This window comes from Spirosoma sp., from assembly GCF_048594605.1.
Lineage (GTDB): Bacteria > Bacteroidota > Bacteroidia > Cytophagales > Spirosomataceae > Spirosoma.
Genome location: NZ_JBMDWV010000267.1, coordinates 1 through 17,740 on the forward strand (window position 1 = coordinate 1; position 17,740 = coordinate 17,740).

Annotated in this window: 11 protein-coding genes and 2 pseudogenes; 9 read left to right on the forward strand and 4 right to left on the reverse strand. The window is 46.2% G+C overall.

All coding sequences use genetic code 11. The annotated features are described in order from the left end of the window. From ACOJS8_RS16270 to ACOJS8_RS16285, 4 genes and pseudogenes are all read left to right on the forward strand, one after another. Positions 1–283: pseudogene (locus ACOJS8_RS16270) on the forward strand (hypothetical protein); the annotation flags it as partial. Between the two features lie 44 nt (positions 284–327). Beyond that, on the forward strand, positions 328–1,242 hold the full coding sequence (locus ACOJS8_RS16275; RefSeq protein WP_420149601.1) for a dienelactone hydrolase family protein: 915 nt from the start codon (positions 328–330) through the stop codon (positions 1,240–1,242). A gap of 206 nt (positions 1,243–1,448) precedes the next feature. Further along, complete coding sequence (locus tag ACOJS8_RS16280) at positions 1,449–1,679, forward strand: hypothetical protein (RefSeq protein WP_420149602.1); 231 nt, start codon at positions 1,449–1,451, stop codon at positions 1,677–1,679. Positions 1,680–2,504: 825 nt separating this feature from the next. Next, the gene (locus tag ACOJS8_RS16285) at positions 2,505–4,664 is read left to right on the forward strand and encodes a collagen-binding domain-containing protein (RefSeq protein WP_420149603.1); all 2,160 of its coding nucleotides are present in this window, start codon (positions 2,505–2,507) and stop codon (positions 4,662–4,664) included. Between the two features lie 410 nt (positions 4,665–5,074). On the opposite strand, the gene ACOJS8_RS16290 is transcribed toward ACOJS8_RS16285, so the two are convergent. Continuing rightward, positions 5,075–5,587, reverse strand: a complete 513-nt coding sequence (locus ACOJS8_RS16290; RefSeq protein WP_420149604.1) for a hypothetical protein — start codon at positions 5,585–5,587, stop codon at positions 5,075–5,077. Positions 5,588–5,867: 280 nt separating this feature from the next. Further along, complete coding sequence (gene msrA, locus ACOJS8_RS16295) at positions 5,868–6,434, reverse strand: peptide-methionine (S)-S-oxide reductase MsrA (RefSeq protein WP_420149605.1); 567 nt, start codon at positions 6,432–6,434, stop codon at positions 5,868–5,870. A 174-nt stretch (positions 6,435–6,608) separates the two neighbouring features. On the opposite strand from msrA, the gene ACOJS8_RS16300 reads away from it, so the two are divergent. From ACOJS8_RS16300 to ACOJS8_RS16315, 4 genes are all read left to right on the forward strand, one after another. Further along, the gene (locus tag ACOJS8_RS16300) at positions 6,609–7,496 is read left to right on the forward strand and encodes a PPK2 family polyphosphate kinase (protein ID WP_420149611.1); all 888 of its coding nucleotides are present in this window, start codon (positions 6,609–6,611) and stop codon (positions 7,494–7,496) included. Positions 7,497–7,551: 55 nt separating this feature from the next. Further along, a complete protein-coding gene (locus ACOJS8_RS16305; protein WP_420149606.1) occupies positions 7,552–8,433 on the forward strand; it encodes a PPK2 family polyphosphate kinase in 882 nt (293 codons plus the stop codon). A gap of 163 nt (positions 8,434–8,596) precedes the next feature. Beyond that, a complete protein-coding gene (locus tag ACOJS8_RS16310) occupies positions 8,597–11,023 on the forward strand; it encodes a TonB-dependent receptor (RefSeq protein WP_420149607.1) in 2,427 nt (808 codons plus the stop codon). Between the two features lie 14 nt (positions 11,024–11,037). Continuing rightward, a complete protein-coding gene (locus ACOJS8_RS16315) occupies positions 11,038–11,940 on the forward strand; it encodes a DUF4249 domain-containing protein (protein WP_420149608.1) in 903 nt (300 codons plus the stop codon). A 52-nt stretch (positions 11,941–11,992) separates the two neighbouring features. Here ACOJS8_RS16315 and ACOJS8_RS16320 read toward each other — a convergent pair whose 3' ends face one another. Both ACOJS8_RS16320 and ACOJS8_RS16325 read right to left on the reverse strand, forming a co-directional pair. Continuing rightward, a complete protein-coding gene (locus ACOJS8_RS16320; protein WP_420149609.1) occupies positions 11,993–15,559 on the reverse strand; it encodes a VCBS repeat-containing protein in 3,567 nt (1,188 codons plus the stop codon). Between the two features lie 138 nt (positions 15,560–15,697). Then, positions 15,698–17,242, reverse strand: coding sequence for a polysaccharide biosynthesis C-terminal domain-containing protein (locus ACOJS8_RS16325; RefSeq protein WP_420149610.1), 1,545 nt, complete (start codon positions 17,240–17,242; stop codon positions 15,698–15,700). A 158-nt stretch (positions 17,243–17,400) separates the two neighbouring features. On the opposite strand from ACOJS8_RS16325, the pseudogene ACOJS8_RS16330 reads away from it, so the two are divergent. Beyond that, positions 17,401–17,740, forward strand: a pseudogene (locus tag ACOJS8_RS16330) (bifunctional phosphoribosylaminoimidazolecarboxamide formyltransferase/IMP cyclohydrolase PurH); the annotation flags it as partial.

Genomic DNA, 17,740 nt, shown 5'->3' on the forward strand with positions numbered 1-17,740 from the left:
TCTGGATACTGGATCAGATTTTTCGTTTAACTTTCCTGAGCAGTTGCTGACTGATGGTCATTACACGCGCACACCCAATCAGCGAGTTGTCTCCAACGGAAATACAAAGTTTACTCTACAGGAGGCTATTCTGCACGATGAAATTGCCATAGGATTGGCTCGGGTGAGTGATCAGAAAATATATTATTCGGACAAAACCCATCAGATCAACGTAGGTGGCGATTTTTTGAAAGAACACGTAGTCAGCTTCGACCAACGTAGTAAATTGATAAGGATAGAATAAGATTTTAGCCTGATAAACCGTAGATTGACCATCCTGATTAACCAATGACCGAAGCCAGCAAAAGCAAACAGCGTACGGAATTATATCGGCTTCTGGGAAAACTGCCCGATCGATACAGGCCAATAACAGTTAAGCAGGTTACGATTCAGGAGACGGATGAGTTAGTTATTGAAAAGCTGATGCTGGACGTTAATGGCATTGAGCACGTTTCCGCCTATTTTACCAAACCAAAGCACAAGCCTGGAAAACTCCCCGTTGTTCTGTTCAATCACTCACATTTCGGTCAGTATGAAGTTGGTAAAGATGAGTTTGTAAAAGGCCGACCTGAAATGCAGCAGCCACCTTACGCCGTAGCGCTGGGTCGGGCCGGTTATGCCGGTTTATGCATCGATAGCTGGTGTTTCGGAGAGCGCCAGCAGCGTAAAGAGTTAGACACGTTTAAGGAAATGCTGTGGCATGGTCAGGTGCTCTGGGGAATGATGGTTTATGACAATCTACGGGCGCTGGATTATTTACAAACCCGCCCGGATGTCGATTCAGAGCGGATAGCTACAATAGGAATGTCGATGGGAAGTACAATGGCATGGTGGCTGGCTGCTTTGGATGAGCGTATCAAAGTATGCATTGATCTGTGCTGCCTGACGGACTATGAATCACTTATCGAGACTAAAGGGCTGGGTTTGCATGGGATTTACTACTACGTTCCTGACTTGCTTACCCATTTTTCTACGGCACGTATTAATGCGCTGATTTCTCCGAGACCTCATTTTAGTTTAGCCGGCCGGTTCGATCCATTGACGCCTTTGCAGGGGCTGAAAAAGATTGATCAGCAACTTAAGGAGGTTTATCTGCGTGAGGGCGCTTCTAATGCCTGGCAGTTACATATTTACGACGTTGGACATGAGGAAACAGTCGCTATGCGAACGGATATACTGGCTTTTTGTACGAAATGGTTGTAACCAAATCGAATTCAGTCATTCATACGTATTACGTAATTTACGCCCGTTCTTTCGCTTAATTAGGCTGTAAGCAAATACCGAAAAGAGACCTGTAAAAGGCATCGTAACTCTTCTGAAAGGTGTGCAGAATATCAAGTGATTTTGAAATGAAAATGCCTTATTTTTTGTTCTTTAATTGAACGTAAACAACTCATTATAAGAACGAAATGGAGTCGACTAACTTATCTCAAATAACCACGCAAACGGTTCATTCCCGACCAGGCCGTGCCGCGCGTCGTAAGGTGGATGGCGCTGCTACGGCCGCTACGTTGATTCAAATGGCCAGCGAGATTTTATCGGCTTCACCGACTCTGAGACATAAGCTCAATATTACGCTGACAGATTTGGCTGCTGCTGATAAGATCCGAAAAGAGTTAACCCGCAAACCCAGTTTATAACCCCGATACTATTCACGTAGCAACAAGCCCCGCCAGTCCTGACTAGCGGGGCTTGTTGCTACGTAGCGGATCTTTCTTCTATCAGCTCTCAGCAGTACTCTTGGCTGATTGCATCAGGCCGACGTATAGCCTACACCGTGCTGGTGTGCTGATCTGGCGAATTTTTTAGCCAAAAGATCTTATTAACTACTAATTACAAACTATCAATCTTTTAATGATGTGATTTATTAGATAAGCGCTTCGCCAATCGATCAACATGGTCTAGCTTATAGTGCAGCCTAATTCTCCTATAATAGATTCGTAAATTCGTTTTGTTGTGCTTTATGATTTTTCAATGATGGTAAACAAAATATTGAGGCTTATCGAAACCTATAAAATATAAGGTTGTTTATTGTTTAATTTATAACTATTTCTGGTTGCCTGTAATCTATTCATATGTCTATGGGTCTGATTATTAAACAATTAATAAAAGTTACGACTAATCAGCCTATTGGAAAAATTTAAGATTATTTTTTTTTAGAGAGAATGTTACTTTCACTCATTTCGTAAGTCCAGTTTACGAACGCGCAATCATTTACAGGTTCGCAAATGTGATTTTTTAAGTAGTGCCACTAACTAAAATCAATCTTAATGAAAGGCATAATACTTCCTCTATTCACTACTAAATCTGTCAATTATCTAGGCTTTGATAGCCCTCTATTGACCGTACCCAGACAGAACTTATTCCGCTTTAGGTGGCCTATCAGTGCCAGATCTTTAGTCCGGTTTATTCAACTAGTTTTTAGTCTTAACATACACCCTGCTGCTTTCCGATTGTTTACAGTAATGGGTTTTCTATTAGCAGGACAGCCCAAAGAAGTACAGGCTCAAAATCCGCTTGCACCTGCTGATAAGTTCAACGTTTTTTTAGCGTCAGATGCCAGACTAACCACTAATGAAAGCGACGGGGCTGTAGCAATAGGTGGAAATCTGACTGTAGCGGGTAACTATCAGGTAGCTACGCATTCCACCGATTTTACCGTTGATGGCTATCGCGTTGGCTTGGTTGTTGGGGGAGGAGTTAAACTGGAGAGTGGCAAGCTTCAGGTAAATGGTAACTCTTATGCCAAAATCGGAGTATGTCAGGGTAATGCGAACACAGATGCCCTCAAGGTCTGGTATACTGATAATAATGGCGCTTCTTCCAACATAAGCATCACAAAAACAGCAGGTAGTTATAACAACGATCCCAGCATCCTGATTAACCAGAATGCTAATGGCTACTCTGCAGTCTGCCAGGCTAATGTGATTGACTTTGCGAATAAATTTGCTACGTTGAAGAACAACTCGTTGATCCTTTCTCAGCAGCCTTCCCGAATTACATTAACGAATCCGAACGGACAAACGATCAGTCAGACCAATCTGCCGAGTCAGGTTAAAATTGTTTTAGAGCAAGGTACAAACGTCTGGAACGTAACGGGAGCTGATCTGAACAAACTTCAGAACCTAACGTATACAAACGCACCTTCGGCGAATCAGGTATTAATCATTAACGTAAACGCGTCAGGAGCATTCACCTGGAACACACCGAGTTTGGGCGGAGTAAGTGGTGATAATGCGCCATACATTTTGTGGAATTTTTATAATGCTACGTCGCTGACTATTGGCGGGAATTCTACGATTGAAGGTAGCGTACTAGCACCATTGGCAGACGTAGTAAAAACAGTGAATCAGTCAAATATTCAAGGCCAGTTAATAGCCAACTCCTTTGTTCAATCCGGCGGAGAAATGCACTACTTTCCTTTTAATGCTATTGTGGACATGACTCCTCCTGGTCATCCGACGGTTAGTATCTCAGGTAACGTATTTGATGATGCCAATGGGTTGGTCGATGGCATCGTCAATGGCACCGCCGTCAGCAGCTTGGCCTCCAACACTTTTTACGTCAGCCTGGTCAGCGCCACATCCGGCAAGGTCATCTCCTCCACCCCCCTCACCGATGGCGCCTACTCCTTCTCCGGACTCTCCCCCAACACCGCCTACTCCGTGGTCCTCAGCAACGCGCCGGGCACACCAGGCAACAATCCTCCCGCCACCAGCCTGGCCAACCAGGTAGTCAATACCGGCGAGAACATTGGAGCAGCAGCCGGAAACGACGGAGTGCCCGCCGACGGTAAAATCAAGGTAACCTTGGCCGAGGATAATGTAGACGAGGTCAATTTTGGTGTCGATAAGAAGCCCAAAGCCGATGAGAAGCTGGTGGAGAACCTGGCCAACCCAGGGGGCAGTCTCCAGGTGCAGGTGCCCACCCTGACCGGATCAGATCTGGAAGATGGGATCTATACCGGCGTCTCCAACAGCAACACCATCGTCATCACCACCCTGGCCACCAACGGCACGCTCTACTACAACGGAGCCCAGGTGACACTCAATCAGGTCATTGCCAATTATGAGCCCGGCAAACTCAAGGTCGATCCCACCAACGGGGCGGTCACGGTGACTTTTTACTATGCCCAACGCGACAAAGCGGGGCTGGAGAGTGATCCGGCCAAGGTGACGCTCAAGTTCAAGATTCCTGATCTGACCCCCATCATCTATGCCCGTCCCTCAACGATCTATGGTAAAACGGACATGACGGTGGTGGTGGAAGTCTACGAGCTGAATGGAGTCAGCACCACGGGCTCGATCCTGGTCAAACTCAGCAAGGATGCCAAGATTAGCCTCAGCTATGCTCCCGCTGCCACATCGGTGGGAGGAAAGACGGTCAACAATGCTTCCTGGACATTTGATGGCAGCTCGGATGAGGACTACTACATTCTGACGGCCAAGGCAGGTCAGGTTATCGCAGCGGGGGACATTCTCTCGTTTGGGTTGACGGGCAGCATCACGCCCGGTGCCACGTCGGGGACGTTGACGATGACGAGTGTGATTGCTCCTTACAGTGGTGGGGAGGAGAAGATCACCAACAACACGGACGCGGACAAAATCGATTTCTTCCAGAAGTAAATACGATTGAATTCTGCTGCCCATAACAAGGGGGACTTAGTGATCTAAGTCCCCCTTGTTATGGGCAGCAGAATAATGATATCAGTTCGTCTCACTGGAACATGATGTGTTCAAAACCAAATAAAGACGTAATCCGAGAAATCGATCATTTACTGTTAGCTATTAGATTTCTACTCCTTTCACCATAATAGAATAGTCTGAAGATTAGGTTATTAAGTAGGTCGACTGAATTAGTTTAGGTTATTCTGGTTAATGGATTTGTCATGACTTCGGCCATCCGGCCCGAAGCACAATACAGTAACCTGTATCTGTTGTATTCAAAGATAAAGTAGGCAGGAATACAAAAAATCGAAATACAACAAAAAGCCTCTCAGTTCGAGAGGCTTTTTGTTGTATTTCAACCCACTTTCTTAAAATTTAAAGGTAACCCCAAGTTTTAAGGTAGCCAGGCTTGAACCTAATTCCGCAAACGCACCTACATTTTCGCTAAAGAAATAACGTCCACCAAGGTGAATAGGCACATAGACGGTTCCGTAGTTATCTAAAAAACCTCCATATGAAAAAGAGAAGTACGAAATACCCAAACCAGCGTAAAGGTCAGCTTTATCAGTACCTAGATTAAGCAGCTCATTAAAGTGATACGATCCGCGGGCACCAATGTCGAAAGAATTGTATTTGTACGTGCCTACGCTACCATAGCTTTTATACCCAGCTACGGCACCCACTGTAATATTCTTGTATACGCCAAAGTCAGCAGATGCGTTTAGACCAATACCGCTCCCTACTGTATAATAGCCATAACCGCCTACCCCAATACCAAGGTTGATAAATTTGGATCCCTTATCAACGGCAAGCTGAGCAAACGACTGAGTGCCTGCTAAAAGACCAAGTACCAACAAAATAGAAAAGTGAATTTTTTTCATGTGAAAACTGATTTGCGTTAAAATTTGAAACAAAGTAAAAGCGAATCTATGGCCCTAACAAGGACGCAAACGAACGTCTTATTAATCGGTCAAAAAGTCGACTACGCAACAAACATAGTAAAGCAGAACTTATTCATCTACACTATTCCAACGCAAACCCAATATGCACCTCATTATCAACTATTTGACTTGAACCATTTTTTAAAATATGGGTATATATCACCAGAAAAGCCGCTTATATATAAGCGGCTTTTCTGGTGATATATATTGTCCCTCCCTCCTATTGAGTGACTTCTGGCTTCAGTTTCTCTTTGAACACCTTTCTAAATTTATCCACTTTCGGGGCAATCACAAAGGCGCAATAACCCTGATTAGGATTATTGGCAAAATAGCTCTGATGATAGTCTTCTGCTTCGTAGAACGTAGTGGTAGGGCTAATTTCCGTTACAATCGGTTTATCATATGCACCCGACTTATCCAACTCTGCTTTGGCAGTTTCAGCCAGCTGTTTTTGCTCATCATTATGATAAAAAATTACCGATCGGTATTGAGTACCAACATCATTTCCCTGGCGATTCAACGACGTAGGATCGTGACTCCGGAAGAAGGCCTCCAGCAATTCCTGATACGTAATTTTTTTAGGGTCATACGTAACCTCTACGCATTCTGCATGGCCAGTCGTGCCCGTGCAAACTTCTTTATAGGTCGGATTGGCTTTATGGCCACCTTCATAGCCTGATACAGCCGATATTACTCCATCCAGCGATTCATACAAAGCTTCAGTACACCAGAAACAGCCTGTTCCGAATGTCGCTTTAGCCAGATTTTCAGATTGATTTGTGGTCATAATAGTTGATTTCTTTTGCGTGGCCGACTGTGTACATCCTAAGGCCGTAAACAGCATAAGACTGAACACAGCAAGTTGTTTGCGAAAGTTGGTCGCAACCATTCGATTGATTTGTGGTTTAAACTCATACCAATAACGCAACTCATCCGCGTAAAGTTTTGCGCAAAAATGCCTGTGAAAGACTTCAACATTGACCACTTCCGCTATACCGGTAGCACAACGCTTAAATTAAAAAAGTCGCCTACTAAAATAGATGACTTTTATGAAGACAACGAACATTATGAAGCCATTCTGAGGCAGCAGGCCGCTGAAATTGACAAGTTACAGGAGCGAATGTACTCATACAATCGCTATGGGTTAGTGGCTGTCTTTCAGGCTCTGGACGCGGCCGGAAAAGATGGCACCATTCAGCATGTTTTTACGGGTACGAACCCGGCCGGTGTTCGGGTTTATTCGTTCAAACGACCTACGGATCAGGAGCTTGATCACGATTTTCTGTGGCGTAGTTGGCGCGAACTGCCTGAACGAGGCACAATTGGTATTTTCAACCGGTCCTATTACGAAGAAGTACTGGTAACGAAGGTGCACCCGGAAATTCTGACCCAAAGTCAACGCTTACCAGAAGAGTCAACCACAGACCTTGATAAGCTTTTTAAACATCGCTATGAAGCCATACGCGCTATGGAAAAGTATCTGTACCGTAATGGTTTTTTAACCGTTAAATTTTACCTGCACGTTTCAAAAAAAGAACAGGCCGACCGTCTTATTGCACGTATTGAAGACCCTGACAAGAATTGGAAGTTTGAAGAGGGTGACGTCAAAGAGCGCGAATTCTGGGACGCTTATCAGGATGCTTACGAAGAAGCAATCAACGAAACGGCCACTGACAAAGCGCCCTGGTACGTAATTCCGGCTGATGATAAAAAAAACATGCGACTGCTGGTTGGACGTATCATTATCGATGAACTCAGCAAACTACCTTTTGATGAACCCAAACCTAATGCCGAACGATTCAAGGAGTTACAAAAACTGATTCCAGTAATTCAGGGTCAGAACGAATAACGTAGCAGACCAAGAACAGGTATACGATAAACGTAGCGAAATCGGCATTACAGGCATGAAAAAAATCAATAGCAATCTTTTCCGATACGACGAAAAAAAGCATTTTTCGATCAGCGATACACCAACGTTGATCGAGCCATTTTATACCGACGAAGCCGACCTCAATCGCCAGTTAGATGAACTGGCCGTTCGAATGGACCAGGCGCAAAATCGAATGCATGCCGATGGACACTACGGTCTTCTGGTCGTATTTCAGGCAATGGACGCAGCGGGTAAAGACAGCAGTATCCGGCGAATATTTAAAGGTGTCAATCCATCCCGTTTTCAGATGGCTCCATTCAAAAAACCTGCTGAAGAGGACTTAAAACACGATTTTCTGTGGCGCTTCTGGCACGAGCTTCCCGAGCGCGGATACATTGGGGTATTTAACCGGTCGTATTACGAAGAAGTACTGGTGTTACGTGTTCATCCCGAACGTTTACACAATCAGTTAATTCCGTCTGGTTTATTACCCAAAAACGAGCAGACCCTCTGGCGACAACGTTTTAGTGATATTGTGCATTTTGAAGATTACCTGTTCCGCAATGGCTTTCCAATTGTGAAGTTTTATTTGCACGTTGCGAAAGAGGAACAGGGAAAACGGCTTGTCGCTCGTCTGGAAGATACTGAAAAGCAGTGGAAATTTAGTGAGAACGACCTGGAGGAACGGGAATTCTGGCCAGCCTACTTACAGGCGTATGAAGATACAATCAAAGCGACGGCTACCCGGCAGAATCCGTGGTACGTTATTCCCAGCGATGACCGTCCCAATCAGCAACTCATCATTGCGCATATTATTACCGAAATTCTTGAATCACTCCCCACTGATTTCCCCAAAACAGATTCAGCAGAAGCTCAGAAACTAATTAAGGAGATAAAAAAACAAGACAAAAAATAAAGGCGTTAGCTTACACTTTATTGGTTTTATCTAACTCTCAGGACCGTTCAGGTTCAATTTTGGCGAGTTTATCCTATTTTAAATTCTGTTGAACACAAGGCAAGTTACTTTTGCCTTGTCCTGACGTAGCAACCGAACGTCTGCTTTGCTGACAGATAACGTAATGAACTATAATTTACTGATCTATCTTCTCTGCGCTTTTAGTACGCTGCCTCTATCTAATGCTGGCGCACAGACTATCAATGCCCTTGTTACAGCCAAATCGAAAGACAGTCAGGCTGCCTTAACAGTCAGCGGCTACATCAAAGATGCCGCCAATGGCGAAGGATTAATAGGTGTGTCGGTTTATGTGAAAGAAACAGGTACCGGAGCGGTCACCAATAACTACGGTTTTTACGCCGTTACTATTGCTCCCGGCAATTATAATCTCGTTATCAGCTACGTTGGATACACCCGCCAAACCCGCTCGATTAATCTGACGGATCGAAACATACGCCTTGATCTGGAACTACAGCAGGAAGGAAAAGACCTGCAGGAAGTAGTCGTATCGACCAGACGTGAGGATGATAACGTTAAGAACATCGAAATGAGCGTTAACCAGATTGATGTAAAAACACTGAAGCGCATTCCGGCATTGCTAGGCGAAGTGGACGTAGTACGTAGCATTCAGTTGCTTCCCGGCGTTTCGACGGTGGGTGAAGGAGCTACGGGTTTCAATGTTCGGGGGGGAAGTATCGATCAGAATCTGGTGCTGCTGGACGAAGCGCCGGTCTATAACTCATCGCATCTGTTTGGTTTTTTCTCCGTCTTCAATCCCGATGCGGTTAAGGATGTCAAAATGATCAAGGGTGGTATCCCGTCAAATTATGGGGGCCGTATTTCATCGATTCTGGATGTGCGCCTGAAAGAAGGGAACGCTAAAAAACCGGAATTAAATGGCGGCATTGGACTGATTTTTAGTCGTTTATCCTACGAGCGGCCGCTTTTCAAGGGCCGAGGTTCGTTTATCGTAGCTGCCCGACGTTCGTACGCCGATATTCTGGCACAGCCGTTTCTGAATAGTGATCTGAAAGGTTCAAAGTTTTATTTCTACGATCTGACAGCCAAAGGCAATTACCGGATCAACGATAAAAACACGGTATTTCTGTCGGGTTACCTGGGGCGCGATGTGTTCGGCGCTGACTTTGGTTTTAACTGGGGAAATGCTACTGTTTCGGCGCGGTGGAACCACGTATTCAGCGACCGCCTGTTTTTGAACACAACGGCTTATTACAGCAATTATGATTATTCGCTGGATTCAGACCTGAAAGGTAAAACCCCAACAGATTTCTTCCGAACTAATTCACGAATCGTTGATTATAGCCTCAAACCCGACTTTTCGCTGGCTTTGGGAAAGAACCTGCTTACGTTTGGCGGGCAAGCCATCATTCACGATTTCCAGCCTGGCACCGCCACTGCAGCCAGTGACGGCGATGTGCGCTCGTTTGGGATCGCCAATAAACATGCGCTCGAAACGGCGCTTTATGTCGGTAATGAACAGCAGGTTACGCCAAAACTGCAACTGCAATACGGATTACGTTACTCCCTGTTTCACTACGTTGGTCCCGGCGAAGCGTATGTGTTCTCAACCGACGTAGCATTGGGACAACGGCGGGATGTTGTCTCGTCTATTGGCTACAAAGGTGGGCAGGTGATCAAAACCTACGGCAACTGGGAACCACGTTTTTCGGCCAAATACGAGCTGTCGGACAATAGTGCGCTGAAACTAAGTTATAACCGACTGGCGCAATACATTCACCTGATTTCGAATACAACAGCCTCAACACCTTTGGATATCTGGACCCCATCGACCAACAACATCAAACCGCAGGTTGGCGATCAGATTGCCGCCGGTTATTTCAAGAACTTTGGTCGATCTACCAACACAGGTCGCGAGTTCGAAGCGTCGGTGGAGATATATTATAAATGGTTGCAGAACCAGATCGACTACATTGATGGCGCCAGCCTGATTCTGAATAAGTACCTCGAGGGCGATCTGCTCAACGGAAAAGGGCGGGCTTACGGGGCTGAATTTTATCTGAAACGTAACACAGGGGTCGTAAATGGCTGGATCAGCTATACGCTCGCTAAAACCGAACGGCAGGTGTTGGGTATTAATAATAACGAATGGTATCCAACTCGTTTTGACAAACGACATACGCTGACATCGGTGCTGCTGTTTGATCCGCCAGCGGCTAAGCGATGGAATTTCTCCGCTACGTTTACCCTCGCCAGCGGTACACCCGCTACGTTCCCAACCAATCGTTTCGAGTATGAGGGCTACGTTGGGCAGGTCATAAGCGGACGTAACAACTATCGGATTCCGGCTTACCACCGGCTCGACTTAGCCGCTACGTTGCAGGGACGCAGGCGGCCCGGCAAACGGAAAGAAGACAACTGGGTATTTTCAGTGTATAACGCCTATGCCCGCAAAAACGCGTTCTCGGTCTATTTCCAGCCGAACGAAGATAATCCGCGCGTCACTGAAGCCATTCGGTATTCGGTTTTTGCCACCATCATTCCATCAATTACCTACAATTTTAAGTTTTAACGTAGCGTAACCTCATGAAATCACTGTTTATTGTTTTATTGCTGGTTGGTGGCGTATTGAGCTTTACGAGTTGCACAACCGTCATTGACGCCAAACTCGATACGGGTCCAACCCAGCTTTCTGTCGATGCTAACCTCACGGACCAACCTGGCCCGCAAACGATTCGGCTAACGCAAACCGCTGCGTATTTCGACAGTAGTACTCCTCTGGCGGCTGTTAGCGCTACCGTTACCGTGACCGACAATACCGGGAAAACGTATGCGTTCCAGGATGCAGATAATGATGGTTACTACGTCTGGCAACCTACCAAAAACGATACGTTAGGGCATATTGGCCGGACGTACCAACTGTCAATTACGTATCAGGGCGAAACGTACCGAGCCAGCTCAACCATCAACCGGGTCCCTCCTATCGACTCGCTTATTTTTGTGAAGCGAAAAATAACGCCTGTTTCAACCACAGAAGGGTACCGGGGCGAGTTTTACGCCCGTGATCTTCCCGGTGCCGCAGATTATTATCGGATTCGTTTTTTTCGAAACGGTACGTTGCAAAATCAACCCCGAAACATTATCACTTCGGAAGATGGCGCGTTTCGCGGAGCTAGTACTGTAACGGATGGACTAGTGTTTATTGTACCTATTCGGCTATCGATCAATCCGGATAGTTTATATGCGCTGAACGACAGTGTAACCGTTGAATTACAATCGATTACGAAAGAAGGACTTTCGTTCTGGGAAGCGCTGCGCGACCAGTTAACCAATGGCGGTTTGTTTGCCCAACCTCTGGCCAATGTTCCGACGAATATCATTAACACCAATCCATCAGGCCGAAAAGCAACGGGTTTTTTCATAACAACGGCTGTTCGACGACGTAGTGCGATGGTTTCACCCGCCAATTTTCGGGAACGCACGTATTGAGTACGTATAAAAAAACTGCGTGATTATCGAAGTTTTTTTATACGTACTCTGCTTACTTTTTCACAATCTGTTCGCCCGGCAATAGCCAGACACCATGCGCTGATTGTCCATAAAACGACGTACCGAATGGGATCTCCTGCCGCCGGACCCGACCATTTTTCAAGCGTATGTCAACGGCCGTTGTACGCGTATCGACTGCCTCGAACGTCTGGGGCTGTTTTAAGGCAAATACACGTAGCGGACCGCGATTCTCAGTAGCCGCCAATCGACAGCGTCCCTGCGCATCGGGCAAGCTGACCAGCGCTTTTGCATTACCAGGTACATAGAATCCGCTTTGTGCAACGGTTAGCGGTGCAAAACCTCCCTTTCCATCGCCTTTCAGTACCAATCCATTAAAGGCGTCCATTCGTCCTGCGACCAGATCACTACCATATTCATTACCAACCAGAACTGCATCCAGGTTACCGTCTCCATCAACATCCTGCGCAATCATACCAAACAAAGGAGCCGTCTGAGCCATAAACGGTAATGGCCGAACATCGAACTGACCATTCCCTTTGTTTTCGATATAACTGCTCGACAGATACGTAGCGGATAATTTTAAGGCCTGGTTACGCTCTTCTTCCGTTAAAATCTGGTCAATGGTTGCCCGGCCAAAATCATTGTACTTGATGTATCGACGTTTGATCCCGATCATCTGCTTCACCATGTCGTCCCATCCGAAATAAGGGTACTCTTCGTACCTCCCGTTGGCGTTAACAAAATAAGCTGTCGGGAAGGCGTCGTAAAATCCATTATTATCAAAATCACCAGCGTAGATCCGCACCGGCCGGTCATCGCTGGCACGTAACAGATTGTTCTGTCCCAGATTACCAGCTATGTAATCAATGTCGCCATCATTATCAAAGTCGCCGGGCGTAATCGAGTTCCAGAAACCTGATTTATCCGACAAGCCACTCTTATCCAGCGGCTTAAACTTGCCTTTTTCGTTACGTAGCATGGTGAGTGGCGCCCATTCACTGGCCAGCAGCAAATCAACATAGCCGTCTTTGTCGTAATCGGTCCAGAGAGCATCGCAGGTTAAGCCCCCTTTTGCCAAGGTTGGCGCAAGCTGTGCCGTTACGTCCGCAAACTTTGGCTGACCTTTCTGACTGTCGTTACGGAGTAAATAGCTTGGTACGCCCATCGGATATTTATACGGCTCAACTCGTCCGCCCACAAATAGATCGAGATCGCCATCCCGATCAAAGTCAGCAGCTTTTACGCACGAGCCATCGACTCGAAAATTGGGCAGCGCATTTTGTGCTAACGTAAATGTACCTTTCCCATCATTGACATACAGCCGATGACGTAGTGCGTCTGCCAACTGATCGGGATTAAACTCGGTACTACCACTGGCCGCGTAGAGATCCAAATCTCCATCAGCGTCGGCATCGAACAACAGCAAGCCCGCATCCTCCGATAACTTGGCAGGCAGAGGTTTGCGTACAAATCGACCCGATGGTTGCTGCAGAAGCACTTCGGTTGAATAGTTGGAACTTCCGCCAACCACCATATCCATCAGCCCATCGCCATTGACATCACCTACGGTCAGCGCTGGGCCATACTCAGTTAGTTTATGCAACAGGGTTTTCTGCAGATTATAATCGATGATGTCCGCTTCTTCATGACGATAGGTAATACCCAAGGCGGCTGTTACGTCTTTAAAAAGAGGTTCGGGCGTTGACGCTGTCGCAGCGGTGCCTGGTTGGGCATCTTTTGCTTTAAGGGTGATTGTCTGATCGGCATTGACGTTTGCGAGAATCTGTACGCGCCCACCCGGCCAGGTCACTTTCAGATTTTTGATTGTACTGATTTTACCCAAACCCAAATGGGCTACAGGCTCAACACTGGATAAATAGCCCCGATAAGGAGTGTGCTCGTAAAATTCCTTTCGGCCATCGGGCAGACTATATTCTACGATAGCACCTAGTCCCATCGGATTGGCTCCATCGCCCTCAAAACGAATACGCAGATAGTGAGCCTTATCTGATTTTTCATTCGTAAGGTTATTACGATAAATAATCGCTTCGTCGTTAATATTATTGATTACGTAGTCCAGATCACCATCCCCATCGAAATCGGCGTAAGCCGCGCCGTTTGAAAAGTTGGGTTCGTCCATACCCCAGGATTTCGTTACGTTTTCAAACGCCGGACCGCCTGATTGAGCATTTCCTGTATTCCTGAATGCATAATTGCTGATTTTTACCTCGGGAATCGTATCAATCAGCTCTTTCCGCATGATGTCGGTCAGGTAGCCGTTCACAGAACTGTAATAGTTCGTAAAATCCCGGTCCGTTACGTCGCGCGGGAAGCCATTGGTAACGACTAAATCCCGGTATCCGTCCTGATCGAAATCGGCCAGTAACGCTGACCAGCTCCATTCTGTTTCGGCAATTCCGGCCAGCATACTTGTTTCGCTAAAGGCAGGCACACCCGCTCTGGATGTATCATTAGGGGGTATGCCCTGATTCAGTTGCAGCGTATTACGTGTATACTGGTGCTCGTAGCCTAACCGATCCCATTCCTGATACGCGAAGTAATTTGTGCTGACCATCAGGCTTTTCTTCCGCAGGTTGTCTTCCGGAAGCATATCCATCGCCACAATGTCGGCCAGGCCATCGCCATTAATATCAGCGACATCGTTTCCCATTGCCGTATAACTGGTATGCTTAAACGCCTGACGAGCATGGTTTGTGAACGTACCATCGTGATTATTGATATAAAGCATATCGTTCGTCACGAAGTCGTTTGTTACGTAGATGTCTTTCCAGCCATCGCGGTTAATGTCGCATATGTTCACGCCCAGTCCAAATCCTTCGGACAGAATACCAGCCTGCCGCGTTACGTCCGTAAAGACGGCATGTCCTTTTGCCGCATCAAAATCGTTCCGATAAAGCCGGTCCGTATTGGGCGATGAGCCATCCAGAATTCGCGGGTGCAACGTGCTGGGACTACGTTCGTCGGCAATCTGATCGACTAGCACAAACAGATCCAGGTCACCGTCGTTATCGTAATCAAAAAAGGCGGAGTGGGTTGTATAAGTTGTGTCGGCAATGCCGTAATCGGTAGCCATTTCGCGGAACGTAGGATTACCGCTACCATCGTTGCCCTGATTAACGTACAGCAAATTAGCCCGCCGGGCAGCTGATTTGTGAAGCGTGTTGGACACGTAAACGTCTAATTTACCGTCGGCATTAATATCGACTACTGACACCCCCGAGCACCAGCGCCCGCTGCCACCAACACCCGCCGACTGAGTGATATCTTTGAAGTGTATCGAGCTACCGGCAGATTCTGTTTCGTTGATATACAGCTTATTAGAAACCTGATTACCGGCAAAAAACACATCAGGTTTCTGATCGCCATTAAAATCGCCAACGCCTACCCCCCCACCGTTGTAGAAATACTGATATTTCAGAATATTCAGGGTATCACTATTTGTAATTGTATTGGCAAACGTAATGCCTGTATCAGACGAATTGAGCCGTTCAAATAGAGTCTTTTCTCGGCAGGAGGTTATTAGAAATAAAAACGCAATAGGCAAAAGCCACACGCTGTTCCGACAAAATCGTTTCATGAATCAAAAACGTACCACTTACGGAGGTAATATGAGAAGATAATCTCCAAATTTATCTATAAAAAACGCTGTATCCAGCAGGTACAGACTTTTTATAAAAAGTACTCAAAGAAATTAATTTTCTGTACGTATAACCACTTAGCGAATTGCCGCCGGGCGACCACGCTTTCGCAACCGAGCGACTAATGGAAGAAACGTATCGCGTTCAATAAACAGGACGACTCCGACAAAAAGTCCACAGAGGGAGAGGTGTACCGGCACCGCAATCCATAGATTCGCGATGGGAAACAGCCATGATACGTAGATCAACAGACCTGCGCCGATGATATACGTTGCCGCCGAGCGAACATCGTAAGGTACAGGATAATACTTTTCGCCCAGAACGTAGCACATGGCCATCATTACAAAGCTGGACGCCAGAAAAGCAACAGCGCAGCCCATATAACCTATTATTGGGATCAATACTACGTTACCAAGAATGGTAACAGTGGCCCCGACAGCGGTTATAAATGTGCCAAATTTGGTTTTATCGCTGAGTTTGAACCAGAACGAAATATTATAATAAACGCCAAGAAAGAGATTCGCCAGTAGAAGCAATGGAACAATATCCAGACCAACCCGGTAGCGTTCCGACAGTAATAGCCCTAATACATCAAGGTTCAGGCTAGCTCCTACCCAGATAATTGTGCATACAATCAGAAACCACTTGGTAACACTAGCCAGCAAATCGGGTGCATTCTTATCTTCGGCTTGTGAGAAAAAAAATGGATCGGCCGCAAATTTAAAGGATTGAATCGCCAGCGCCATAAATACGGACAACTTGTAGCAGTTGCCATATATACCAAGCGCATCCGCCGAACTAATACCATCATAGAACCCTTCGGATAAAAAATGGCGTAGAAAAATCCGGTCAGTTGTATTGTTCACTAAGCCTGCCAGATTGGTTAACATAAGCGGAAAAGCATAGGCAACCAAAGCACCCATTGCCATTTTATCAACACGGAATCGAAAGTTTCGAAACGCATCCCGGATCAAAACAAAATATGTTGCGTTAGCCAATAAATTCGCCAGAAAGATGTAACCGGGTCCTATGGCCGGGTTATAAAAAAGCCGCACAAATGGCTGCAAAACAGATAGATATTTCCCAGAGTATATGTCACGGCAGATTATTAGGAAAAAGACGTTCAGCATAACCGCCAGAACAATGTTGGTAATTTTGGCAATAACAAACTGACGAGCCTTATTTTCTACCCGCAATCGGGCAAAGGGAATCGCGACAATCGCATCAATGGCAATAATCAGGGAAACCCAGATAATGGACGACTGCTGCCCCGGATAGTTGAGCCAGCTGGTTATCTGTGGGGCCAGAGCAATAATTAATGTAGAAGCCAGGCCGCTGATCAGTATCACAATACTTAACGTATCACTAAAAACGCGCTGCTGTTCAACTGGATCATTTTTGGCGCGGGCGGCAAACCGAAAAAAAGTGGTTTCAAGCCCCAATGTGTATAAGGTCAGGAGTACACCGACGTAGCTATACAGTTCCACATTCGACGAAAGGGCGCCGGGTTTTGTAAATACGTACGTGTGTAGCGGTACCAGCGCAAAATTGAGCAATCGCCCTAAAATGGTGCTAATGCCATAAAGTGCGGTGTCGCTGGCTAATTTTTTGAATTGACTCATTAATGGAAAAAACTCCGCTTAATTCAGGTTATAAGCTTCGGCTCACAAAGTTAAGACCTTTGCTTATCTTTGCGGTTCATTCGAAGAAACAACTAGTTATCCATTTTGCGTAACTTGACATCTTAGAAACAGTCGGCAAGCTGTTTCATGATCAATATATGTCTCTGAAAATCTCTTCTGCGCTGATTTCCGTTTTTTACAAAGACGGCCTCGAACCTCTGGTCCGACTATTAGACGAACAAAACGTCAAACTCTATTCAACGGGCGGTACACAGGCTTTTATCGAACAACTTGGTGTTCCCGTAACAGCTGTTGAAGACCTAACGGGGTATCCATCCATTTTTGGCGGTCGGGTCAAAACCCTGCATCCGGCTGTAATGGGCGGTATTCTATACCGGCGGGAACTACCCGAAGACCTTGCTCAGGCTGAGCGTCACCGGATCCCGCCGATCGATATGGTGATTGTAGATCTGTATCCCTTTGAGGAAACCGTAGCGT